Annotated in this window: 22 protein-coding genes; 7 read left to right on the forward strand and 15 right to left on the reverse strand. The window is 59.0% G+C overall.

The window, feature by feature from the left end; genetic code table 11:
- Positions 1-104: 104 nt before the first annotated feature.
- The 4 genes from FHT97_RS13930 to FHT97_RS13945 form a co-directional block, all read right to left on the reverse strand.
- Complete coding sequence (locus FHT97_RS13930; protein ID WP_183862922.1) at positions 105-1,067, reverse strand: NADP-dependent oxidoreductase; 963 nt, start codon at positions 1,065-1,067, stop codon at positions 105-107.
- Between the two features lie 65 nt (positions 1,068-1,132).
- Positions 1,133-1,552 carry a cupin domain-containing protein gene (locus FHT97_RS13935; protein WP_183756260.1) on the reverse strand — a complete coding sequence of 140 codons (420 nt, stop codon included), beginning with the start codon at positions 1,550-1,552 and terminating at the stop codon, positions 1,133-1,135.
- 391 nt (positions 1,553-1,943) lie between these two features.
- Positions 1,944-2,315, reverse strand: a complete 372-nt coding sequence (locus FHT97_RS13940) for an NUDIX hydrolase (protein WP_246712625.1) — start codon at positions 2,313-2,315, stop codon at positions 1,944-1,946.
- 100 nt (positions 2,316-2,415) lie between these two features.
- A complete protein-coding gene (locus FHT97_RS13945) occupies positions 2,416-3,099 on the reverse strand; it encodes a VOC family protein (RefSeq protein WP_183862924.1) in 684 nt (227 codons plus the stop codon).
- Between the two features lie 538 nt (positions 3,100-3,637).
- Here FHT97_RS13945 and FHT97_RS13950 point away from each other — a divergent pair.
- Entirely contained in the window at positions 3,638-3,799 is a 162-nt protein-coding gene (locus FHT97_RS13950) for a hypothetical protein (protein WP_183862926.1), read from the forward strand.
- Positions 3,800-3,849: 50 nt separating this feature from the next.
- Here FHT97_RS13950 and FHT97_RS13955 read toward each other — a convergent pair whose 3' ends face one another.
- The 3 genes from FHT97_RS13955 to FHT97_RS13965 form a co-directional block, all read right to left on the reverse strand.
- Positions 3,850-4,740: a DMT family transporter gene (locus FHT97_RS13955; RefSeq protein WP_183862928.1), complete on the reverse strand. Its 891-nt coding sequence runs from the start codon at positions 4,738-4,740 to the stop codon at positions 3,850-3,852.
- Positions 4,741-4,822: 82 nt separating this feature from the next.
- Positions 4,823-5,854: a DUF3095 family protein gene (locus FHT97_RS13960; protein WP_183862930.1), complete on the reverse strand. Its 1,032-nt coding sequence runs from the start codon at positions 5,852-5,854 to the stop codon at positions 4,823-4,825.
- A 67-nt stretch (positions 5,855-5,921) separates the two neighbouring features.
- Complete coding sequence (locus tag FHT97_RS13965) at positions 5,922-6,317, reverse strand: Ohr family peroxiredoxin (protein WP_183862932.1); 396 nt, start codon at positions 6,315-6,317, stop codon at positions 5,922-5,924.
- Positions 6,318-6,545: 228 nt separating this feature from the next.
- Between FHT97_RS13965 and FHT97_RS13970 the strand changes: the two genes are divergently transcribed.
- From FHT97_RS13970 to FHT97_RS13990, 5 genes are all read left to right on the forward strand, one after another.
- The gene (locus FHT97_RS13970; protein WP_183862934.1) at positions 6,546-7,853 is read left to right on the forward strand and encodes an epoxide hydrolase family protein; all 1,308 of its coding nucleotides are present in this window, start codon (positions 6,546-6,548) and stop codon (positions 7,851-7,853) included.
- A 44-nt stretch (positions 7,854-7,897) separates the two neighbouring features.
- Positions 7,898-8,305: an Ohr family peroxiredoxin gene (locus FHT97_RS13975; RefSeq protein ID WP_183862936.1), complete on the forward strand. Its 408-nt coding sequence runs from the start codon at positions 7,898-7,900 to the stop codon at positions 8,303-8,305.
- A gap of 96 nt (positions 8,306-8,401) precedes the next feature.
- A complete protein-coding gene (locus tag FHT97_RS13980; RefSeq protein ID WP_183862938.1) occupies positions 8,402-11,248 on the forward strand; it encodes a winged helix-turn-helix domain-containing protein in 2,847 nt (948 codons plus the stop codon).
- Between the two features lie 283 nt (positions 11,249-11,531).
- The gene (locus FHT97_RS13985) at positions 11,532-11,729 is read left to right on the forward strand and encodes a hypothetical protein (RefSeq protein ID WP_183756250.1); all 198 of its coding nucleotides are present in this window, start codon (positions 11,532-11,534) and stop codon (positions 11,727-11,729) included.
- Positions 11,730-12,026: 297 nt separating this feature from the next.
- Positions 12,027-13,046, forward strand: a complete 1,020-nt coding sequence (locus FHT97_RS13990; RefSeq protein ID WP_183862940.1) for a GlxA family transcriptional regulator — start codon at positions 12,027-12,029, stop codon at positions 13,044-13,046.
- A 15-nt stretch (positions 13,047-13,061) separates the two neighbouring features.
- Here the strand turns inward: FHT97_RS13990 and FHT97_RS13995 are convergent, their stop codons facing one another.
- The 7 genes from FHT97_RS13995 to FHT97_RS14025 all read right to left on the reverse strand — a co-directional run bounded on the left by FHT97_RS13995 (position 13,062) and on the right by FHT97_RS14025 (position 20,847).
- A complete protein-coding gene (locus FHT97_RS13995; protein WP_183862942.1) occupies positions 13,062-14,393 on the reverse strand; it encodes a diguanylate cyclase in 1,332 nt (443 codons plus the stop codon).
- A gap of 184 nt (positions 14,394-14,577) precedes the next feature.
- Positions 14,578-15,408 carry a response regulator gene (locus tag FHT97_RS14000; RefSeq protein WP_183756247.1) on the reverse strand — a complete coding sequence of 277 codons (831 nt, stop codon included), beginning with the start codon at positions 15,406-15,408 and terminating at the stop codon, positions 14,578-14,580.
- A gap of 138 nt (positions 15,409-15,546) precedes the next feature.
- Positions 15,547-15,735, reverse strand: a complete 189-nt coding sequence (locus tag FHT97_RS14005) for a glycine cleavage T C-terminal barrel domain-containing protein (protein WP_259128021.1) — start codon at positions 15,733-15,735, stop codon at positions 15,547-15,549.
- Between the two features lie 62 nt (positions 15,736-15,797).
- Positions 15,798-16,061, reverse strand: a complete 264-nt coding sequence (locus tag FHT97_RS14010) for a hypothetical protein (RefSeq protein WP_183756246.1) — start codon at positions 16,059-16,061, stop codon at positions 15,798-15,800.
- Positions 16,062-16,182: 121 nt separating this feature from the next.
- The gene (locus tag FHT97_RS14015; protein WP_183756245.1) at positions 16,183-18,729 is read right to left on the reverse strand and encodes a mechanosensitive ion channel family protein; all 2,547 of its coding nucleotides are present in this window, start codon (positions 18,727-18,729) and stop codon (positions 16,183-16,185) included.
- Between the two features lie 80 nt (positions 18,730-18,809).
- A complete protein-coding gene (locus FHT97_RS14020; RefSeq protein WP_183862944.1) occupies positions 18,810-19,367 on the reverse strand; it encodes a DUF924 family protein in 558 nt (185 codons plus the stop codon).
- A gap of 40 nt (positions 19,368-19,407) precedes the next feature.
- Complete coding sequence (locus FHT97_RS14025; protein ID WP_183862946.1) at positions 19,408-20,847, reverse strand: MFS transporter; 1,440 nt, start codon at positions 20,845-20,847, stop codon at positions 19,408-19,410.
- A gap of 295 nt (positions 20,848-21,142) precedes the next feature.
- Between FHT97_RS14025 and FHT97_RS14030 the strand changes: the two genes are divergently transcribed.
- A complete protein-coding gene (locus FHT97_RS14030) occupies positions 21,143-22,255 on the forward strand; it encodes an acetate/propionate family kinase (protein ID WP_183862948.1) in 1,113 nt (370 codons plus the stop codon).
- Between the two features lie 10 nt (positions 22,256-22,265).
- Here FHT97_RS14030 and FHT97_RS14035 read toward each other — a convergent pair whose 3' ends face one another.
- The gene (locus FHT97_RS14035) at positions 22,266-22,922 is read right to left on the reverse strand and encodes a CBS domain-containing protein (protein ID WP_183756241.1); all 657 of its coding nucleotides are present in this window, start codon (positions 22,920-22,922) and stop codon (positions 22,266-22,268) included.
- Positions 22,923-22,966: the final 44 nt, after the last annotated feature.

Below are 22,966 nucleotides of genomic sequence, written 5' to 3' on the forward strand. Positions count from 1 at the left end.
TTTCTCGCTCTGGCCGAATGCGCCAAGATCGCCTACGTCGTCTCTCGACACACTGCCCACATGCATGGCGGATGGCCTCCATTGGCTCGGGGCACTCCTCGCGCTCACGTTGGATCGACTACGAGCACGATCTTGCCTTTGGGTCGAGGGAGTTGGCCTTCAAGCATAAGATGGGCATCCCGTGCTTGCTCGAATGGAACTTTAACGCCGACGTTTACCTCGAGGGCGTTTTCGTCAATGAGGGTAGAGATCCGCCGGAGGCTCTCGGTGGAAACATCGACCAGAAAGAACCTCGCTGTCACACCATGTCGTTCCGCGAGAGCCTGGTCCGGCATGGACACGGCCGAAATCAATGCTCCACTGCGTTTCAGCACATTGAACGACCGCGTTTGGGATTCTCCGCCCACAAAATCCATCACGGCATCTACATCGTGGACCTCCTCCTCGAAGCGTGTTGCCGTGTAGTCGATTACGCGCCCTGCTCCCAATGAGCGAACCCGCTCGATGTCCTCCGACGAAGCTGTGCAGATCGAGTTCAGTCCAGCGTGTTTGGCGAACTGGACGGCAAAGGCTCCGACGTTTCCCCCCGCCCCATGGATCAATACCGTCTGACCTTGCACCAGACCGGCTTGGTCGAACAACGCTTGCCACGCCGTAACAGCGATAACTGGCAGCGACGCTGCAGCCACGTGGGCGATCGATGCCGGCTTCTTGTCAAGCATGGAGGCTTTGGCGACCGCATATTGCGCATACCCGCCGCAGAACCGCTTGTTCGTCGCGCCGTAGACCTGATCGCCGATTTGCAAGTGATCGACGCCGCGTCCGACGGCGACGATCGCCCCGGATATATCGGAGCCAAGAATGAGAGGGAGGGGCTGGGGAAGCGCACTGTTGCCAGAGCGAATCCATCCGTCCCATGGTCCGACGCCCGCAGCATATACCCTCACGATCACCTCGTCCGTTTCGGGCGTGGACACCTCCACTTCTTCCAGCTTCATCACATCGGGCGTGCCGAATTCGTGAATGCGCCATACTTCTCCCGAAAAGCGCTGCGGGCCATCTGACATCTGGGCTGTCCTCCGGTTGCGGGTCGCTATGCGTAAAGCGTCGACTTCCTACTGCGATCCGGACCTCACTTCTCGGCGGACGTCAGCGGCTCGTCTCCTGCTTCAACAATGAAAACGGCGAGAAGCGAGGCAGGCTCAGTCGTGCTCGCGTTCTCACTTACCTTGTGCTTCGATCCAGGTAGCTCGAAGAACTGCTCCCCCACCTTATAGACCTTCTCGTCTTCGTCATTGACCTTGCTGCGGATAGAGCCAGACAGGACGCGTGCATAGATGAACGCCGACTTGGCATGAGTATGCGCGTCGGATTTGCCGCCGGGTCCGTAATTGACGACCAGAGCGACGAGCTTTTTGCCAGGGCTATTGGGCAATTCGTGTTCGAAAACGGTGACGACTTCTTCAAGTTCGCCACCCGAGGCAACAAGCGGATGCGCGAATTGTGCGGCGACACATACTGCGACGATCGTGGAAATCCTGCGTAAAGACATTTTTCCGCTCCTCCTTCGCTCATTGCTCGCCCGAGCGCGAGCAATTGAGCGTTGCCTTTGGCCAAGGCAACGTGCTGATGCACCACGAAGGACCCCGAAGGACTGTTCCGGCGATTCCGAATTGGAGGGCAAAGTTCAAGGGTGCGTCGGAAATGTAGCCTAACTTCGCAGCCCAGGCCATCGAAGTCACACCAAAATCGGGCGTTTCTCGCTCGCCATGCGCGTCCTGCCACTTTGGTCGGAACCGCTGGCCGGCAAGGACGGCTGATCAGGTGCTAGCGAGTCTGGCTTTCCACTTTCGCCCCAACTTGGAGATCAAATGTTTGAGTTCTGGTTCTTTCACCAGGATCGCCGCTTCTCTCGGATGCCGCCAAATCAGCTCTCGCTGGCCTCACTCCGGAAACTGCAAGCGCTCCCGCCTGACCTCGAGCAGATAAACGCCGACGACCGAAGTGACAGGCTCGTCGCCCTTCAGATACTTCGAATACCTGTAATGACCAAACGTCTTTTTTCTGATCTTTCCCCTGACGCCAGCCTCTTGCCACGCCTCCCGCTCCGCAGCTTGGTACGGCTTTGTGCCGTCAACTGGCCATCCCTTGGGGATGGTCCATCGCTTTGTTTCACGGGTTGTGATGAGAAGGATCTCGATACCGCGGAGAGATTTCCGGTAGCAAAGCGCCCCAACCTGCTCCACCAAGTCGCCTTGGAAAACCCTGTACGCATAAGGCGTCAGCTTTGAGAAATATCTATCCGGCTGTTCCATTGCACAAACATGGCGCGGAGGCCGATTCGCGACAAGGCCTCCGCGCAAAGCCGGAACAGCCGAACATCAGACCGTCAGGACAGAGAAAGATCGACCGAGCTTAGGTCGGCAAAGGCTCCCCTGTTTGTTCCCGCACCATGTATTCCGCATACCAGCTTGGCCAGCCTTCGTCGTGTTGCCCGGTCAGTTTCTCGTGTTCGCCATGCGCCTCCGATGCCCGTCGCAGCGCGGCCTCGAGTTCGCCAGAGGAGACGAAGGTCGCCCCGCCCTTGTCTATGCGTCCCGGCAAGCGATTGGTGACCTCCTGTAACAACCAACCGTTTCCGTCAGGATCACTGAACGAAGCGTAGGTCCGGTAGGTGCGGCGCTCCGGATCACGGCCGCGTACTCTCCGGCTCCCGAAAAGGTACGGCTCGTCGCTGCCCGTTTGCTCTTGTCCTGCATGAAACACTTCGCTGACCCGCACACCGCGTGCCACCAGTTCCTCGCGCGCCGCGGTGATGTCGGAGACTATCAGGTATAGGCCCCGCGCGGAGCCGGCCGCAGCCGATGTAACATTCTTGCCGAAGATGACCGAACATCCCGAACCGGGCGGCGTGAACTGGATCACGCGCCAGTCGTTACCTGCGACGAAGTCGCCGTCTAGCCGCCAGCCAAGGCCGGCGTAAAAGCTCTTGGCTCGATCGACGTCGGCAACGGGGATTACGACCACTTCCAGCTTCATGTCGACGCCGCGCACCACGGTAGGCTGTGAAGTCTCGCTACGAACCTCGGTATTACTCATGTGGAGTCTCCTTGGTTGGATGAGCTGCAAGAGCGCATATGTCCCGACAGCTCTGGGGCGTTTTTGGGCGACACACCTACTTTACGCGGGCGGGTCGACCGTCACCTGAGGACACTTTCTCCTGAGAGAACCGATACCCCTCACTCGCGCGAACGCAGTCGAGGGGGCTTCCCCAACTGCTGCCGATAGTACACAGCAAATCGGCCGAGCTCGAAAAACCCGAAGTTCATCGCGATCCCGGTTACGGCCGAGCCCGGTGGTGCCGCCAGAAGCTTCCGCCGTCCGGCGAACCAGGGCGTTCAACTTCGCGCTCGACCATGATGCTCCGGTTTCTCTCCCTGACATGACCTGCGAATTCCGTGATCACGCCCCATACCCCTGAAACATGGGCCGGGATTCTAGGCGGCGAGTTTCGTCAATACAACGATCCTGGAGTTGCGGATGGCTAGTGGCCTTTCGTCGGCATTCGAAAAAGTGCCGTGTCCGCCGCGGACAGCGGGGCCATCAGACCTTTCCGATTCAAAGCTCGGACGAGCAATTGACCGATCTATCTGGCAAGGAGAAGGCAACCTACGAACAGCTCGCGCTCTTCTATAAGCATGTCTACTACGCCTTCGGGCGGACATTTAGCGGCTTGGGGACAGCCGAAGCTCTTCACGGACGAGGTTCGGACAGGATTGCGAAGCCTGCGGAAAGCTAGCTGAAAATTCTCTGCGCGTAGTGGCCCATAGCCGCTGCGCGCAGAACAGGTCATGCCTTCACGGCGCGAGGTGCCTTCCGATTGGTAAGGTAGACCCCGGCAACCACTATTGCCGTGCCAACGATCAGTGGAGGGGTAAGAGGTTCTCCAAATGCGATGAAGGCCTGGACCGCCACCGTAGGCGGGCAGAGGTAGATCAGGGACGCAGCGCGCGAAACCTGGCCCCGGCGGATCAAATAGAGAAGCAAGGCAATGCCGCCCACCGATATTCCGAACACCGACCAGGCAAGAGCAAGATAGGTCTCTACGGCACCGTCGAACCGAAACGTCTCGAAGGTGAGCGCAAAGGGAACGGTAAGGGCCAATGCCCCCAGATATTGCAACGTCGCGATGGCGGTCAGGTCACCATTTTGAAGGTGCTTCTTCTGGTAGATTGTCCCGTAGGTGACAGAGAACATCGCAGCCAGGTTGACGGCGAGCGGAATGCCAGCATGAAGGAGATCGGACACGCCGGGTTGCATGAGCTTTGGCGAGATGGCCACAGCGATACCAATGAAGCCGAGCGCCAGACCCGCCGTTTGTGACGACCGTAACAGTTCGCCGATGAGGAAGCTGGCTGCCATGGCCGTCAGGAGCGGCTGCATTGCGGCAATGATGCCAGAGATGCCGGCAGGAACGCCGTGCGCCACCGCCCACCAGACGCCCCCGAGATAGCAGCCGTGTAGGAAAACGCCGGAATAGACTGCCCGCCACGCCAATGCGCCACTGGGCCATTTGGTCCTGATGGCGAGGCAGATGGTGAAGAAGGCGACCGCCGACAGCGCATAGCGGATCGTGAGAAATGTGAAGGGCTCGGAGTGAAGCGCCGCGTACTTGGCGATGATCCAGCCAGTCGACCAAAGGAATACAAAAATGGCTGGCGCGAAACGGTCAAGGGTCATAAATATCTCTAATGTTCGAGAAACGTTGGTGGTCATAAATCTTTGGATTTTCGGCGTCTAAAGCCGATTTTTGACGCTCACTTCAGCGCGGTTGATGAGTATGCTTTTGTGCCTCGAGCAATGCGGCAGCGGCCGTGTACCCACCGCTCATCCCGTCCAGGAAGTGCAAATGGGCGCCCGGAGCACCGGTCGGCACGAGGCAGGTCATCAGCGCGTGAGACTGACGATGCACTCCGAAATAGACCTCACCGCGATCTTTCGCCGAGGCCAGGAGCGCTTCAATGTCCTCAATCTGCTCTGGCGTACAGTCCAGGGTCAGGCGAAGGACATCGTCGTACCTCCTGTAGTCCGAGTTCAGAACGACGTCTTCCCATCCCTTTCCGCCAAGATAGTCAGCGACGTCGTCCGTGATCACGACATCGTTGGGAACGGGGCGCGATGAGCCGTCCCTCGCACCGAGCGCAGTGAGCAATTGCCTTGCCAGCACGGTGAAGGCTTCCTGCCGCGTATGATCCTGCGGCTCAACAAGAAGGGAGACGATATCTCCACGCTGACTTGGGATGGGTGCCCACTCGCAAGTCAATCCTTTCAGATCGGGGGGTGTGTAGTCCTCGCATGGCAGGAGCGCGTGATTTCCAGCCTTGATTTCCCTGTCAGCCCAGTTCAGCCCGCCGCCCGCAAACATGGTATATGTGGCTGTTTCCGATGCGGCGAATTGCGCGACCTTCACGTCACTTCCAGCCGCTCGTATGTCCTTGACTTCCACCAAGCCGATTCTGAGGTCGAGCCGCAGTTGATCGCGCGCATAGCCCGCGACGCGGCGCAGGACGCCGATCGCGGTGCCTCTTGCACCAGGGTCGAAGGCAAATGCTGCACCGTCGCCGCGAAACACGAATGGAAAGTCGAAGTTGCCGAAAGCATTGCCCAACGCCGCAATCGCCGACGCACCGGCGAAATTCACATCCTTATAGTGCCCTCGGGCAATAGCCGAGGTTGAATCGACGACGTCGGTGATTCCGATCAGCCAGTCATCGGGTAAGGGCGTGTAGCTTGTCGTGTCCAGCAGTTCGGCGAAATCACGGCTGGCTTCGGGTCGTCGGAATGCCTTGTCCATTGAATCCTCCTACATCAAAGGTTTGCCCACCTGGCCCACCAAAGCGGCAGACCAGGCGGGTTTCCGTTCACATAAGGGTCGTCACGACATCGACATTGCCGTGTGTTGCCTTCGAGTACGGGCAGATGTTGTGGGCGTCATCCAGCAGCTCGGTTGCCACTGCGGGGTCGATGCCAGGAACGCTTACGTTGAGGCGAGCACTAAGGAAGTACGAACCTTCCTCCAGATTCAGGTCAATCTCGGCGTCAACCGCGACTCCGGCCGGAAGCTTGATGTGCTTCAGCGACGCCGCATACTCGATAGCGCCCATGTAGCAGGCGGACCAGGCGGCACCGAACAGGTTTTCGGCTGCCGGATGTGGCTGCTTCATCTTGATGTCCAGATGGCCATCGCTGCTGCGTGCGCCGCCATCGCGACCGTTTGTGTTGTGGGTCTTACCGGTGAAAAGAACCTTGTGTGTCATGGCGAAACTCCTCTGTGTTGGTTGAGTGTCTGCACCGTTGTGCTGCCAACAGAGGTACTGCCGCACGACCGAAATCGCACGTTAGGCGTTGTTAGACGTTGATTGATGCGGCGCTCCAACAAACAAGGATTAACAACGCCTAACGTGAGCGTCGGACCTCCTCGGCGTAGCTTTTAGGGCAGCACAACGGTGCAGACTCTCAATCGCCATTTCTCGAGGAGAGAGACCATGACCACCACCAGAACCGAAGTTATCGACGTGAACCGACGCCGGCTTTTAGGCGCGGCCGCAACTGGCGCCGCCGCACTCGGCATCGCAAACCTGTTCCCCGACCGCTCTATTGCAGCGAGCGATCCCGAAGCGATCCGCCCGTTCCGGGTCAACGTTCCAGAAGCTGATCTTGATGACCTACGTTATCGGCTGGCCCGAACCCGCTTGCCGGAGAAAGAAACGGTGAGCGACTTCTCGCAAGGGGTGCCGCTGAAGACCATCAAGCAGGTCTTGCGGCACTGGCAGACCCAGTATGATTGGCGCAAGGTCGAAGCCCGGATCAATGCCGTGCCGAACTTCCTCACGGAGATCGATGGCCTGGATATCCACTTCATCCACGTTCGTTCGAAGCACGAAAACGCACTGCCGCTGGTCGTGACGCACGGTTGGCCGGGCTCGATCGTCGAGCAGCTGAAGATCATTGGCCCTCTGACCGACCCGACTGCCTATGGAGGTGATGCCTCCGACGCGTTCCACGTCGTCATCCCGTCCATGCCAGGCTATGGCTTTTCCGGAAAGCCCGACGCCACCGGCTGGGGACCGGAGCGCGTGGCGGCCGCATGGACTACCCTGATGCGTCGGTTGGGATACAAGAACTTCGTTGCCCAGGGCGGCGACTGGGGTGCAGTGGTCACCGACATGATCGGCGTACAAGCCCCACCCGAACTGCTCGGCATCCACACCAACATGCCCGGAGCAATTCCCGTGGAGATCAACAGCGCATCCTTTGCCGGCGCTCCTGCTCCGGAGGGCTTGTCCGACGAAGAGCGGAGCACGTACGACCAGCTCGTCTTCTTCTACAAGCACGTGTACTACGCCTTCCTGATGGGAACGCGACCGCAGACGCTGACTGGATTGGCCGACTCTCCGATCGCCCTTGCGACATACATGCTCGACCACGATGCCCGGAGCCTTGAACTGATCGCCCGCTCCTTTGACGGCCAGAAAGAAGGTCTGAGCCCCGACGACGTACTCGACAACGTCACGCTGTTCTGGCTGACCAACACAGGTGTGTCGGCCGCTCGTCTCTACTGGGAAAACAAGCTCGCCTTCTTTGCGCCCAAGGGCGTCAAGGTACCTGTCGCGGTGAGTGTCTTCCCGGATGAGCTTTATCAGACGCCGCGCAAGTGGGCCGAGGCCGCCTACCCCAACCTCATCCACTACAACAAGGTGGCAAAGGGCGGCCATTTCGCGGCCTGGGAACAGCCCAAGCTCTTTGTCGATGAAGTGCGGACCGGGTTCCGCAGCTTGCGGAAATCTGGCTGACCACGTGCACGGCGCGCGCCTCCCTCCTTCCCCGGGGTACGATCATGCAACATGTGCATACTGCCAGGACAGAGACGATTGGCAGCCGAGAGAACGGCTTCGCCCGCAGCTCGGACGGTGCTCTCGATATCAGACTTTCCAATCCTGCCGGCAATCGGCTCGGTACGAACCCGGAGCAGCTTGTCGCGATCGCCTGGTCGGCGAGTTTCGCAAGTTCGCTGAAGCATGTCGCCGACCTTAGGCGGATCAAGCTCCACGCAGATGTCAGGATATACGCCAATGTGGAGTTATCCTCGGACGACCAGGGATACGTCGTCGGCGTCCGCCTAGACATCTACCTGCCAGGGCTGGATCGCGAGAGTGCATCACTTTTGATTGAGGCGGCTCGGCATGAGTGCCCATACTGCCGGGCAACACACGGCAACATCCGTGCCTTCTACAATCTCGTCTGAGTACTCGAAGTGCGCAAACCGAATGTTGAGCCGCCATGGCTCCGAAGAAGGCGTTGGAGTATAACGAGGGCGGTGGAGGTGGTCAGGGGGAATGCCATGACGCGGGCTGGTGGCGATGCAGCAGGTGACCTGTCCTTCGGCCCCTTTTGTTTGAATGTCGGTCAGCGGCTGCTTGCGAAGGAAGGGGTTCCGGTCGAGCTTGGCGCCCGCGCCCTGGATCTTTTGATCGCGCTGGTATCCGCTCCGAACACCCTCTTGAGCAAAAGTGATTTGATGTCCCGGATTTGGCCGGACGTTATCGTTGAAGAGGGTAATCTGCGCTTCCACATGACCGGGCTGCGCAAAGCCCTTGGCGATGGGCAGGACGGTGCTCGCTATATCACCACGATCCCCGGCCGCGGCTACTGCTTCGTCGCGCCCATCACAGGCTCGGCCCACGTGCTGGTGACTGATGATGGCGCGGCGAAATTCAGGCATGCCAATCTCCCCAACCGCTTGGAACGCATGGTCGGGCGCGAGGGTGATATCCTCGACCTCTCGGAGAGACTGTCGAGGTTTCCCGTCGTATCCATCGTAGGGAGTGGAGGCGTCGGCAAGACCACCGTCGCGATTGCATTGGCCAATCATTTGGCGACGACGTTCGATGGAGCCGCGGTACTTGCCGATTTCGGAACGCTAAGCGATCCATCACTTGTTTCGCCCGCCCTCGCGTCCATGCTTGGAATACCCGTCGGCTCCGATGACGTGCGCCCCAGCCTGCTCGCTTATCTCCGTGACAAGCGGATCCTTCTTGTGTTCGATACCTGCGAGCACGTGGTCGATACCGTGGCAGACCTTGCAGCTAGCATAATCGACGCCGCGCCGCAGGTCCGCATCGTGGTCACGAGCCGCGAAGCTCTCAGGATCGAAGGCGAAAGCATCTACAAGCTCGACACCCTTGCCTGCGCACCGGACGATCCGGAAATTACAGCCGAAACCATTCTCTCCTATCCGGCTTCCCAATTGTTTGTCGAACGAACTGCCGCAAGCGGCGCCGCGTTGGCCATAACTGACGAGGACGCGCATATCATTGCAGCGATCTGCCGTAAGCTCGACGGTATGGCGCTCGCGCTGGAACTGGCCGCGCGACGGGTCGAGGCCTATGGCCTTTCCCAGACGGCTGCCCTACTCGATCAGCATCTTGCCCTCGCATGGGTGGGATCACGCAACGCGCCGCCTCGTCAGAAGACCCTGCAGGCGACACTCGACTGGAGCTACGGGCTGCTGCCGGAACTGGATCGCACCGTTCTTCGGAGACTGGCGATCTTCGTTGGCGATTTCACGCTTGATGCCGCCTGGGAAGTGATCGCGACACCTCCCCTTGATCGACCTGCGCTTTTTGGTGCCGTCGATAGTCTTGTTGCCAAGTCCCTGCTGAGCGCGAATTCCTTCGGCGCGATGATGCGCTATCGATTGCTCGATACCACGCGAGCCTACGCGCTCCATGGGCAGACCGAAGATGATCGCGCGGAACTGGCTGCAAGCCACGCCTCATACTACCGACGTTGGCTTGAGCAGTTTGGCCCAGATTGGCCAACGCTCTCCAGCGGACCCGAGCGACTACCCTATTTCCTTGGAATCAACAACGTCCGGGCTGCCTTGGAATGGGCGTTCGGCAACAACGGCAACGCCGACGTCGGCATCGGCCTGGCCGCTGCGGCGGTTCCTGTATTTCAGGCGATGTCGCTCTTTCCGGAATGCCAGCGCTGGTCCGAGCAGGCTCTTTCTGCAATGGACGATCGCCATCGGGGAAGCCGTGAGGAGATGCATCTTCAGGCCGGCCGCGGCATTTCCCGCATGTATCTTCACGGCGGCCGTGACACGCTCCCCGCCCTCACCAGGAGCCTCGAGATAGCAGAGGGACGAGGAGACGCGGTCGATCAGCTAAAGGTTCTCGGCCCATTGAACATGTTTCATCTCCGGACGGGAGATTTCAAATCGGCGCTCCAGTGCGCCTTTCGGTGTTCTTCCGTCGCTGAGGCAACCGGAGAGGCGTCCGCGATTTCGCTTGGGCACTTCTTCCTCGGCAATTCATTGCACTTCAGCGGCGAACTTAGCCGCGCCAGGGTCGAACTGGAGGCCGCGCTATCGAGCGACCCGCTCCCGGGCCGCGCGCCCGGAAGCTATGTCGGTTTCCAGGGTCGCGGGCTGGCAGGCGGAATACTCGCGAGAAACCTTTGGCTACAAGGCCTTCCTGACCAAGCTGAATTCAGGGCACGGCAAACGATCAAGGAAGCGGCTGAAGCGGACCATTCGTTGACGCTTTGCATCGCGCTGCTCGGTGGCATCGCGGTTTTTCTTTGGCGCGGCGACCTAGAGAGTGCGCAGCAGCACATTGATTGGCTCATATCCCGTGCGGGGCTGCACTCCCTGTCGCCATACGTATCGGTGGCGAGAGGCTTTGAGGGAGAAATCGCCATCCGGCGGGGCGACCCCAGCGCAGGTGTCCGTAGCCTCCGAAGCTGCGTCGAAAGACTGCATGGGGCGACCTATGAGGTCTTCACCACCATGCTGGAACTCTCGCTTATCAAAGGGCTGGCGTTGTCGGGCAAAGCCTACGAAGGGTTGGAACGGGTCGAGAAAGCCCTCCAATCGGTCGAAGCCAACGGAGACTTCTGCTACAGCCCTGAACTCTTGCGAATAAAGGGGAACCTTTTGCGATCGACTTCTCCTTCGGAGGAGGCGCGCAGATGCATTAGAGCGGCCATCGACGCAAGTCGAAAGATGGGCGCACGCGGGTGGGAATTGCGCGCTTCCTGCGATCTCGCCGCTCTTGAAACGGAATACGGGAAAAAAGAGGAAGCCGCGGCAATTCTTCAACCAATCGTTGTTGGGTTCGACGAGGGCCAGAACACGGAGGATCTGAAGGCAGCTGAAGATATAATGATGCGTACCGAATGCTAGGGACGGACCATACCAGTTCCTCCGTGGCCTCACCGCAAGGGCTGCGCCGGTCCACACTTACAGGCCCTACGGCTCCACAATCGTGAGCAAGGCGGCCGAGCCCCTCGACGAACCGACAGTGGTTTCATCAATCAACTCGCGAGCGGAACGGTGCGCGGCGGGCGTGCCCATCATTCAAAAATGCTGATGGTATCCATAAACTCTATTCGTTTGATTGATGGGAGCAGAACACCCATATTCCATACATCAAACAAGCGTCATCCGACGATGAAAGGAAACGGAAATGACGACGATTACCTTCAGGCACACCAAGACGCCTTCAACCGAAGCCCATTTGCATATTGCCGACTACGCCCGTAAGCTGGTTCATGCATGGCACCAGTGGCAGGCTGCTCGCGAGATCGAATCCATGTCTTTCGATATGCGGAAGGACATTGGTTGGCCGTCGGCGGATGGCGCGGATGAGCGCAAGGTTATGTAATGAATCCGACATTCCTCCCCGTGTGAAAGCGGCGCCTTGCTTTCGAGCAGCGCCGCTTTCTCCGTTTTTAGGGCCACCCAATTAAATCTTGAATTTCATACACATATTTTTGCTGAAGCCGGCTTTTGTGAACTTTTGAAGACGGCAATCGTCATTTGATCATCGTCAATTTCAGCAATGTCGCAAATTTGCTCTTTGCGGCCGCATTTATCCATGAGAATGTCGCTTTCAGGATATCGAAACGACGTATTCCAAGCAACGAATAGTGCATTCGCACCTCCAGCACGGATTTGTCTCATGAACAAGATGTCGCATAAGCAACGCTCTCTCGTCTTCTTCATGGTTCCGCAGTTTACGATGCTGCCGTTTTCGGCGGCAATCGATACGCTGCGCATCGCCAACCGCATGCTCGGCTACCAGGCCTACACGTGGCGACTGACCTCGGTTGACGGCCAGAAGGTCTATTCTTCCTGCGGCATCGGCGTCGAGGCAAACACGTCGCTTTCTGACGAGCGCCGCAACCTCGGTGGCGAGCATCGCCCGAACATGGTGCTGGTCTGTTCCGGCATCGACGTCGAGGACTTCAACAACAAGTCCGTCAGTGCCTGGCTGCGCGAATCCTACAATCGCGGCGTCGCCGTCGGCAGCCTCTGTACGGGCGCACATATCCTCGCGCAGGCGGGCCTGCTGAATGGCAAGCGCTGTGCGATCCACTGGGAAAACCTGCCGGGTTTTTCGGAAGCCTTTCCGCAGGCCGAGGTCTATGCCGATCTCTATGAGGTCGACAGCAACCTTTATACCTGTGCCGGCGGCACCGCGTCGCTCGACATGATGCTGAACCTGATCGGCCAGGACTTCGGCGAAACACTTGTCAACCGGGTCTGCGAGCAGCACCTGACCGACCGCGTCCGCAGCCCGAACGATCGCCAGCGGCTGCCGCTCCGCGCGCGCCTCGGCGTCCAGAATGCCAAGGTTCTTTCGATCATCGAATTGATGGAGGGCAATCTCTCGGAGCCGCTATCGCTGCTTGAGATCGCGGATGGCGTCGACCTGTCACGCCGCCAGATCGAACGGTTATTCCGCCAGGAAATGGGGCGTTCTCCCGCCCGCTACTATCTGGAAATACGGCTAGATCGCGCCCGCCATCTGCTGGTACAGTCCTCTATGCCGGTCGTCGAAGTCGCCGTCGCCTGCGGCTTCGTTTCGGCCTCGCACTTCTCCAAGTGTTATCGCGAACTCTACCACCGTTCGCCGCAGCAGGAGCGCGCAGAGCGCAAGATGACGATGGCAACGGCGCGCCAAGCCATCGCAGCCTAAATGACGCCGGGGCGGCTATTGAGCCGCCTCCTCCGTCATCCGCGCGTCGGAATAGACCTGATTGCGCCCTTTGTGCTTGGCCATATACAGAAACTGGTCGGCGGCATTGAGATAGTTGTCGAAGGTTTCGTAGTCGGAAACTTCGGCAACGCCGATCGACACGGTGACGGAAAGTTCCTCGTCGTCCGCCATCACCTTCAGGCGTGAGATATCCGACCGGATCTCGTCACACAGTTTGCTCGCGGCGCTCGAATCCATCATCGGAAACAGGATCGCAAACTCCTCGCCGCCAAGGCGTGAAAGAAGGTTGTCGCTTCCCTCGAAGATTGTCGCCAGTCGATCCGCGACCGCCTTCAGCACCTCGTCTCCGATCTCATGTCCATAGGTGTCGTTCAGCCGCTTGAAATGATCGATATCGAGAATCGCCACCGCGGCCGCAGCCTTGTGACGCAGGCAATCATTCACCAGCTTCGGTCCGAGGTCGTAGAAATAGCGTCTGTTATAGAGGCCCGTGAGATAGTCGCAGGCCGCGGCCGCCCGAAGTTGCTTCAGCTGCGCCAAGGTCTCGACGTTGTTAGCGATACGGCACTGCAGTTCTTCGGCCACGAACGGCCTGTAGAGAAAATCGGATGCGCCGGCCTTCAAGAAACTCGCAGAAAGCATGCGGTCGCTCGAGGATGAAACACCAATGATCCGCAACCTGTCTGAGCCATAGTGCCGACGTATCCGCCGGGTCAACTCGTAACCGCTCATATCGGGCATATGGTGATCGGTGATGACGACCTCGATGTCGTCGTAGGCCTCCAGCGCGGCGAAAGCCTCGAGCCCGGAAACCGCTTCGATAACCATGTATTGCTGTGCTTCCAGCAATCCGACAAGGATCTGGCGTGCGGAAGCCACATCATCGACCACGAGGATCCGTGTCTTCCTGTTCGACAATACACGTCTGGCGCTGGCGACCACGTTGTCGAGCGCGAACTCGTTGTCCTTCAGTACATAGTCGACAACACGGCGCTCCATGATGCGGTTGCGCGTATCAAGATCGAAGGTGGCGGTGAAGACGATGGTTGGCACACCTGCCTCGATGGTGCAGTCGAGCGCCTCGCCATAAGGCGCATCCGGCAGATTGAGGTCGACGATCGCCATCATATAGTCGTTCGGCGACTGGGCGATGGTCTCGTTCAGTATCCTTAGAGAGGAGCACGGTTTGACGTTCAAACCAAGTTCCGCATGAAGCCGATGGCACAAGACCGCGGAAAACATCCGGGAATCCTCAACCAGAAGTACCCACTGGCCACCAAAGCGTGGCCCGGATCCATCCCGATGGAGATCCTCCCGGAAAGCCATTCACCCTTATCCCCCAGAAAGTCGCCGCGGTTCGAATCGACCATCTTTTCGACTTTTGTGAAGATAACTCACAGAAACACGCGTGAGAAGATATCGAGACTTGGCAACACTTGAAATTGCAAAAATCTCAATCTCAGAAGGGTGAGCGGGCCTCCGCCTAACATCGCCGGGCGGAGGCCGTGTGTCAGGCAACGGCCCGTTCCTTACGCATCGACTGGATCTGCAACAGTGTGTCAAGGTTCTGGTTGACGCGGCAGTAGAACTCTTCGTCGATGAACGGCCGCAGCATGAAGTCATTGCCGCCCGCCTTGAGGAACCGTGCGGACAGCAACCGGTTCGACGATGACGATACGCCGATGATGCGCAACTCATGCGAACCAATGCTGGCGCGGATGCGCCGGGTGAGCTCGAACCCATCAATGTCGGGCATGTTGTAATCGGTGATCATCAAGCCGATGTCGCGGTTTGTCTTGAGGATCTCGAGCGCCTTGGCGCCGCTATCAGCCGTGCTCACACGGAAATTGTAGCGCTTGAGGCGGCTCGACAGCAGAGCGCGAGCCGTCGGGCTGTCATCGACAATCAGGACGTGGTGACGGTGATTGGTGAGGAAACGGCAGATCGATTCTGCAAGCAGATCAACGGCGAAGACATTGTCCTTGAGAATGTAATCGACGATGTCCTTAGCCATCAGCTTGTCGCGCATACCCTCCTGGAAGGTGCCGGTGAAGACGATGGTCGGGATGCTGAGATCGATCAGGTATTCCAGCGCCTCGCCATTTTCGGCGCCCGGCAGATTGATGTTGGAAATGGCAAGCGTGATCGGGTCCGTGGATTTGTCATAGGACAGTTGCAGCTCTTCGAAACTCCGGCAGATTTCCACGTCGATATCGAAGAGCTCTTTCAGCCGTTTGCCGATCATCGACGTAAATACGTTGGAATCCTCCGCCAGAATAATGCGCGCATCAGCAAACATGCCTCCGGAATATTGCATTCCCGAAATACCCAAAAACGCCATTTCCAAACCTTTTGATGAAACTCCTGTCCCCGGCTGAAATCGGTACAACACCCGGTTTGAATAAGTATTAATCGGCCATCGCCACTGACCAACAAAAAGGCGACCACAAGGGCCGCCTTGGCATTCTTCAAAACATGCTTAAAAGACTATGCGCGCAGCCGCATTGTCAGGATCGAACTGGCTCTCGCCGACAAGGGTGGCGTTGTACGTCGTTCCGAGAATCTTGATCCTCAGCCTTGTGCCTTCCTTGGCATAGTCGGGCCGCAGCATCGCCAAGGCCAGCGATCGATTGGTACTTGTGGACCTGGCCGACATGCAAATAGGCAAGCCGCAAGAGGCCTTTGGCCGAAAATCCGTGAACAGAAATGGCAGTCAGAGTGTCGCGTCATTCACTTTACGACGGCCGAACCCTTGATGATGTCGATCGTTTCACCGCCGCTGAGACCAATCCGATCGCCATCAGGCGCAGTGATGAAGCAGCCCGCCGGGCAGAACGTTTGCGACGCGCCGGGATCGAGCACAAGCTGCATCTTGTTGCCGCCCTCGGTAAGGACGATCACAACAGCGGCGCTGTCGGTGTTGGTGATGGAAGCTGCGTAAGTTTGGCCTGCGGCCATGAGTGACAGAAACAGTACGACGGCAAATTTTGCCATGCAGTGCGGCGCGGATGAAGCGCCCTCCCTTGGAGCGTCTCGGCGCTGCTGCCCCCAGCAACGAAAACCCGATTGCCGACGTTATATAGCGACCGCTCTGAACGATCGCTGAACAACGCCTTTACCCCTTGAGATTGCCATCTGCCGATTTGCCGCGCAACCGGCGCACCGTACCGGCTTCTTCGTCCACTTCACTCGCCTCGGAGGCGTCTTCGATCTTCGCTGGTGGTTTGCCGGCGGCAGTTGCCGTTCCGACGTGGTCCGCCTGACGATGGAACACGACATCGCTCTGCGGGAGGGGAATTTCGACGCCCTCCTCCCGGAACCTCTTGAGGATCGCGATACGCAGATCATTCCTGACCTTCAGGCCGTCACCCATGTCCGCAAGCATGAAACGAAGCTCGAAGTCCAGCGAATACGGCCCGAACCGCAGGAACTCCACGTGTGGCTCAGGATTGCGGAGCACCACGGGTACGGCGTTGACGAGTTCCAACAGAATATCCATCACCTTTTGCGGGTCGGACTCGTAGCTTACCGAAACCGGAATTTCGGACCGCCCCATCTTGTTGCGGTGCGTCCAGTTGCCGACAGATGCGTTGATCAATTCGGAATTCGGCACGATGATCGACTGCTTGCGGAACGTCTCGATCTCAGTCGCGCGCACGGAAATCCGCTTCACGATGCCTTCGGCGGTGCCGGAGACTACGTGGTCGCCCACCTTGAACGGCCGCTCGACAAGCAGGATCAGGCCGGACACGAAGTTCGACACGATGTTCTGGAGACCGAAACCGATACCAACCGAAAGCGCGGAGGCAACGAGCGCGAAGCTCGAGAGGTCAATGCCCGCTGCTGAAACGCCGACAATCGCCGCAAGGCCGACGCCGAGATAACCGATGCCCGTCTTGACCGAATTCCGAACGCCGAGATCGACATGGCTGCGGGCCATGACGTTGCCGTCAAGCCAGCGCTGGATCCAACGGGTCAGCAGGTAACCGCCGGCAAAGAGCAGGATACCGGTCATGATGCCGACCAGCGAAATACTGATACCGCCCAGCCGGACCTCCGTAAGAAGGCGATAGGCGATGAGCTGGAGGTCCTGGATATGGAAGCCCCACAGCAGCAGCACCAGCGGAATGCCGACCATCAGCGCAATCGCCGAGATGCACATCCCGACCAACAATCCCGCTTGGTCGATGGCGACCGGGCCGAGTTTGAAGCGTCGCTGAAGGAAGCGGCCAAACGACGTCTCGCCGAAGGTCTCGCTGCGAGAAATGGCCTTCCCCGACAAAAGACCGATATAGGTCGTAACGATGATCGCGCCGGTGATGATCAACTGGGTGGCAACGAAGCGGGCAAGCCCGACGTAGCCGGTCAAAGCTGTTATGATCAAACCTGCACCAAGCACGCGCAAGATGATCGCCATGCCGCGTGGCCAATGCCGTCCCGGCGCGTCCGGATCACCGTTTCGCGCCAGCATTGGACGACCGAAAGAGGCTGCGATCAGGATGAGGCCGATGATCAGGGCCGCGATCAGACTCTTGACGACGGTCAGGACCAGTGGAGATCCGAGCTCCTCGCTGATGCTGCCGAGGAGATAATCGAGCGCGTTGACGACGGCCATCGCAAGCAGGCAAGCGCCAATCGAGCTCGCGCCGCGGTTGGAAAGCTTGACAAGGCGCCAATGCGGCTCCTTGGGCGCGAACACTGCATTGGTGAAGCGCCTGACGAAATAGATCAGCCCTATCGACCCGAAGAGAGCGCCGATGATGGGCGCGATATCAGGCCTCAAAACGTTGAAACTGTTGAGGAAGAAGTAGGACGTGACCAGCAGGGCGGCGAGCGCGAGCGTCCTGATGAGCGTCGACCAGAAAGCAATGGAGAGACGGTTTATGTAGGAAGGTTGCTCGTCCGTCTCCTTGCGCTGCAGGTAGCGGCCGAAGACTCGATAGCCGCCGGATAGAAGCACAAGGGCTGTCGCCAGGGACATGAAGATGGCGGCAAAGAAGGCGAAAGCCTTGAACTTCAAGACGAAGCCGAGCCAGCTGCTCAGGGCCTGGATGAACTCCGAGCCTTCCTGAACGAAGGCGCGTCCCGCATCGTCGAGGACAGAAAACGAAATGTCCGTGCGCCGTAGCAGAGTAGCGGCGAAGAGCTGACGGCGGGTCTCGGCAATGCGGTTGCCAAGCTTGCCAATGGCGGCAGAAAGGGTTTCGGCATCGCCGGTGACGGCGTTGATCTGCGCACGCTCCGAGGTCAAGGCGTTACGCTCGGTCGTGACGATCTCAGCCTCTGCCGGTTGACCTTCCTTCGGCGGATCGCCCAGTTCGGCGAGGCGGTTCTTGATCTGGTCGAGCCGTGGCCTCAGGCCGACGGAAACGTTGAGGACCGTGCGTCCGAGTTCATCGGTCTTTCCGGCAAAAGCCACCAGCGCGTCGTCATCGTCGCTCTTCTGTTTGACACCGTCCTCCAGCGAGGCGAGATCCTGCTTTGCCTTCTCGATCGCCTTCGCGGCCTGCTCGACTGGGCTGTCGACGACAGACGGCTGCTCAGTCGCTTGCGTCGGCTGCGCGGCCTGCGGTGCAGCCGTCTGGGCGCCCGCAAGGTTCGCGCCGACTACCGCCAGCGTTGCGACAAGGAGAATGCGAAGCAAGAATTGTGTCGGCCGCAAAATGTCCCCGCTCGGGTTTGCTGGATCAAATTGAAATCCAGCTTTTCATAAGAAAGAAAGGCGACAGAAAGGCGACGCGATCAGAAGCCTGCGCCCGGCTGCGCCAGATACTCCAGTTCTGCCGCACTCGACTGCCGCCCGACGATGGCGTTCCGGTGCGGAAACCGCCCGTAGGCTGCAATCACGTCCCGGTGGCGAAGCGCATAGTCGATATATTCCTCATCGCCAAGCGCCCTGAACAACGCGACCGCGCGCTCCTGTTCTTCCAGATCTTCACAATGCTCGAAAGGCATGTAGAAGAACGTCCTGCACTCCGGGCTGACCTGCATATCGGCGCCAACTTCCAGTGCGAGCTTTGCCTCGCGCAGTGCAAGCCCGTCGGTCGCGAAGGCGAACGGTGTCGCACGATAAATATTGCGCGGAAACTGGTCGAGTACGATGACGGCGGCAAGCCTGCTGTTTGGCGTCGCACGCCATTCCTCGGTCACGCCACGAGAGAGTGCGAGATGGGTGTCGCGGAAACGGTGGCGGATATCCCGATCAAGCTCCGTTGTCGTGGCGAACCATTGGTCTCGCCCGCACTCCTCGAACCAGAAGTCGAAGACCTCCTGCGGCGTACAGACATATCCGAGCTCCATATTTCCTCCCGACGAACACCGACCGATTGCAAGGCACAAGCTATTTCGTGCCGATCTTGTGACCCGACACTTCGGCGCCGGCATCCGGCGCCAGTTGCAAGAAGCGCAGAGACGATATGATGCCGATCGTACCGACGACAAGAAACGCCCAGCGAAAATCGACCAGCCCCGGCCCCTCGACACCGCGCAAAGAGACGGAGACGTTGAGCGCCGCTGCCGCGATCGCGACGCCAAGCAGCATGGCAACCTGCTGCAACATGCTCGACAGCGTGGACGCCGAACTGCGTTGCGCGGGATTGATATCGGCAAAGGCTAGAGTATTCAGCGCCGTAAATTCCATCGACCGCGAGAGGCCGGCAATCATCAGCAATGCATAGATGATGAGGCGTGGTGTCGCCGGAACGAGAAAGCCGCAGGCCGCAATCGACAGAGCGGCAATCAAGCCATTGCCGAAGAGCACCGTGCGAAACCCAAGCTTCGCGAGCAGCGGCGTCGTTACGGCTTTCATGCCGAGATTTCCGAGAAAGTAGACCAGCAGGTAGGCGCCAGCCTCGATTGAACTCAATCCAAAGCCGAGCTGGAAGAGCAGCGGCAGGAGAAACGGCGTCGCATTGATCGCGACGCGGCTTGCCGTCCCGGCTGAAAGCGTCGCTATCGCATAGGTCTGTACCTTGAAAGCGGAGAGCTCCAGGAGCGGATTGGTAACCCGTAGGAAGTGTCGTGTCGCCATGACCGACAGCACGATGCCCGCCGCGAGCATCAAAAGGATCGGAAGCACGCCGCCATCCCATTTCACGGAGAGTTCCAGCGCTGCGAGCAGAAAGGTCAGCCCGCCTGCGCTGAGGATAAACCCCAGCACATCCAGCCGGCCGGCATCCTCTTCGCGTTGCTCCGGCACGAAACGAAGAACCAGCGCCATGCCGAGAACGCCGATCGGCAGGTTGATGAGGAAATTCCAGTGCCAGCTGGCATATGTCGTGATGAAGCTGCCGAGCAGCGGCCCGATAACCGGAGCTGTCAGCGCCGGCCAGGTAATGAGTGCGATCGCCTGAACGAGCTCCGACTTTCGAGCATTCTTCAGGACGATGATCCGTCCGACCGGCGTCATCAACGCGCTGCCCGCGCCTTGGACGGCACGCGCGACGACGAACTCGCCCAGACCACTGGCCAAACCGCAGAACAGCGAGGCAATGGTGAAGACGGCAATCGACGCCAGGAAGATGCGCCTTGCGCCGTATCGGTCCCCAAGCCATCCCGAAAGCGGAATGAAGGCCGCCATCGTCAGCATGTAGACCGTAATGCCAATACTCATCGATACCGGCTGAACGCCGAAACTCGCAGCCATCTGCGGCAGTGACGTCGTGACTATCGTGCCATCGAGAATCTGCATGAAAAACGAAACGGCGACGACCAGCGCAACGATTTTCGCCTTGCGGATACTCTCCACATCGTCCTTCTCTGTCGTCTGCATAGTTGTCATTGATCTGCCGATGTGGAACCTGAACATCCGGACGGAGCGCGGGAGGCGGCGTCCGACACGTGCCGAACGGCACTTCTGCTAGATAGGCCGATCGGCGCAGCACGGAAAGAGAAAATCCTGAAATCTCAAAGGATTTTGCTCTCCGGAGCCCATCCGAGCACGCCGCAAGCAACACGCTGCGCGCGAAATTTCGAAACAGAAACAATTTGACAGCTATTGCTTCTGCAGCCACCGTAGCGAAACAACGGGGGCAGCCTGGCGCCGTATTATCTTCACCCGATTGGGGCACAAGTCGATGAACGAAACGCTGCTTGTTCTCAACACCGGCTCGTCGAGCCTGAAGTTCCAGATCTTCGAGGAACGGGATCTCACCGTGCTGATGAGCGGCAAGGTCACCGGCATCGGCGACACGCCCGAAATGCGCGCCAAACTGCCCAACGGGCGGGAGACGAAAAACTCCTTGCCCGCGGACACCGATCACAACACAGCCCTAAGCGCCGTGATGAACCTTATCCGCGACCATGATCATGCCTGGCGGACGGCCGCAGTTGTTCATCGCGTCGTTCACGGTGGGCAAGATTTCGCAGAACCCGTTATCGTCACCCCGGAGGTGATGCGCCGCCTAGAAGCACTCATCCCGTTGGCGCCGCTTCACCAACCACACAATCTCGCCGGCATCACCGCTTCGGCCCGATTGGGGAGCGGCGCGCCGGATATTGCCTGCTTCGACACCGCCTTTCACGCGGGGCACGACAAATTGGCAAGTAGCTTCGCGCTGCCACAGGATATGCGCGACAAGGGCATTCGCCGCTACGGCTTCCACGGGCTTTCGTATGAATGGATCTCGCAGGTGCTGGCTAGAGACCATCCGGGTCTGCATGCGGGTCGAGTTGTCATCGGACACCTCGGCAACGGCGCCAGCCTCTGTGCGCTAAAGGCAGGCGTCAGCGTCGATACGACAATGAGCATGACCGCGCTCGACGGCATTCCGATGGGGACGCGAAGCGGGGCAATGGACCCCGGCGCCATCCTCTATATGCTTCACGACCTGAATCTTGGCGTCGAAACCGTCCAGGACATCCTCTATGAACGCTCCGGCCTGAAAGGATTGTCCGGCCTCACCAACGACGTCGAAGCGCTGCTTCAAAGCGAGGATCCGCAGGCGACGTTCGCACTCGAATACTTTGCGCTGAAAGCTGCCCAATACGCAGCCATGATGGCCGTCTCCATGGGAGGGATCGACGCGGTCGTCTTCACGGGTGGGATTGGCGAGCACGCCGCTTCCGTTCGCGAAGCGATCCTTGCAAGGCTGCGCTTCCTCGGTGATTTCAAGGTACTGGTGATCCCGACGAACGAGGAACGCGTGATGGCGACGCACGCGAAAAAGCTGCTCCGCTCCGCAGCCTGAGGACGTCAGATCAGGTTAGGTTCAGCTTGTCGATGAAGCCATCGACACCCTTGACGTTCTCAACCAGCACCCGGATCGCACGACGTTCCAGCTCGCTGGATACAGTTCCTTCCAGGATGGCTCTGGAATCCTGAACCGATACCTTGATCGCATCTGTCTCGAGACCGAGATCGCCCTGCAATCGAGCGCGAATGGCACGCGCAAGTGCATCGTCACCACTTGCCGTTCTCTCTTTCGGCGCTGCAACGATGGCCTTGAGAAGATCGACGCGACTGACGATGCCAAGGAGCCGCTTGTCGCTGACGACGGGAACACGCTTGATCTTGTGCTGGAACATCAGTTCAGCAATGGCAGCGGCCGGCGCATCCGGTGCAACGCTGATGACGCTTGCGGACATGACATCGGATACGCGCCAACTGCGGCTACGAATATAGTCGTCGAAATCGACGAGCGATGCGTTATCGGAGTTGCCGGCCGATCGACCGCCACCAAACTCGATCCGCCGCATCAGGTCGCCCTCCGTCAGGAGGCCACACAGGTTGCCATCATTGTCGATGACGGGCAGGCCACTGATGTCCTTGGCCACCATGAGGTCGATTGCCTGATGCACGCTGCTGTCGGCGCTGATCGTCGTGATGTCAGTGTTCATGATGTCTTGAGCAAACATGTCAATCCCATTGCGCTCTGGAGGAAGTCGAATGGTGCCGGCGC

The organism is Rhizobium sp. BK399 (assembly GCF_014194695.1).
GTDB lineage: Bacteria > Pseudomonadota > Alphaproteobacteria > Rhizobiales > Rhizobiaceae > Rhizobium.

Coding starts and splice junctions, on each gene's coding strand:
- FHT97_RS13930 (WP_183862922.1), bottom strand. CDS start 1,067: ATGTCAGATGGCCCGCAGCGCTTTTCGGGAGAAGTATGGCGCATTCAC.
- FHT97_RS13935 (WP_183756260.1), bottom strand. CDS start 1,552: ATGTCTTTACGCAGGATTTCCACGATCGTCGCAGTATGTGTCGCCGCA.
- FHT97_RS13940 (WP_246712625.1), bottom strand. CDS start 2,315: ATGGAACAGCCGGATAGATATTTCTCAAAGCTGACGCCTTATGCGTAC.
- FHT97_RS13945 (WP_183862924.1), bottom strand. CDS start 3,099: ATGAGTAATACCGAGGTTCGTAGCGAGACTTCACAGCCTACCGTGGTG.
- FHT97_RS13955 (WP_183862928.1), bottom strand. CDS start 4,740: ATGACCCTTGACCGTTTCGCGCCAGCCATTTTTGTATTCCTTTGGTCG.
- FHT97_RS13960 (WP_183862930.1), bottom strand. CDS start 5,854: ATGGACAAGGCATTCCGACGACCCGAAGCCAGCCGTGATTTCGCCGAA.
- FHT97_RS13965 (WP_183862932.1), bottom strand. CDS start 6,317: ATGACACACAAGGTTCTTTTCACCGGTAAGACCCACAACACAAACGGT.
- FHT97_RS13970 (WP_183862934.1), top strand. CDS start 6,546: ATGACCACCACCAGAACCGAAGTTATCGACGTGAACCGACGCCGGCTT.
- FHT97_RS13975 (WP_183862936.1), top strand. CDS start 7,898: ATGCAACATGTGCATACTGCCAGGACAGAGACGATTGGCAGCCGAGAG.
- FHT97_RS13980 (WP_183862938.1), top strand. CDS start 8,402: ATGACGCGGGCTGGTGGCGATGCAGCAGGTGACCTGTCCTTCGGCCCC.
- FHT97_RS13985 (WP_183756250.1), top strand. CDS start 11,532: ATGACGACGATTACCTTCAGGCACACCAAGACGCCTTCAACCGAAGCC.
- FHT97_RS13990 (WP_183862940.1), top strand. CDS start 12,027: ATGAACAAGATGTCGCATAAGCAACGCTCTCTCGTCTTCTTCATGGTT.
- FHT97_RS13995 (WP_183862942.1), bottom strand. CDS start 14,393: ATGGCTTTCCGGGAGGATCTCCATCGGGATGGATCCGGGCCACGCTTT.
- FHT97_RS14000 (WP_183756247.1), bottom strand. CDS start 15,408: ATGGCGTTTTTGGGTATTTCGGGAATGCAATATTCCGGAGGCATGTTT.
- FHT97_RS14010 (WP_183756246.1), bottom strand. CDS start 16,061: ATGGCAAAATTTGCCGTCGTACTGTTTCTGTCACTCATGGCCGCAGGC.
- FHT97_RS14020 (WP_183862944.1), bottom strand. CDS start 19,367: ATGGAGCTCGGATATGTCTGTACGCCGCAGGAGGTCTTCGACTTCTGG.
- FHT97_RS14025 (WP_183862946.1), bottom strand. CDS start 20,847: ATGACAACTATGCAGACGACAGAGAAGGACGATGTGGAGAGTATCCGC.
- FHT97_RS14030 (WP_183862948.1), top strand. CDS start 21,143: ATGAACGAAACGCTGCTTGTTCTCAACACCGGCTCGTCGAGCCTGAAG.
- FHT97_RS14035 (WP_183756241.1), bottom strand. CDS start 22,922: ATGTTTGCTCAAGACATCATGAACACTGACATCACGACGATCAGCGCC.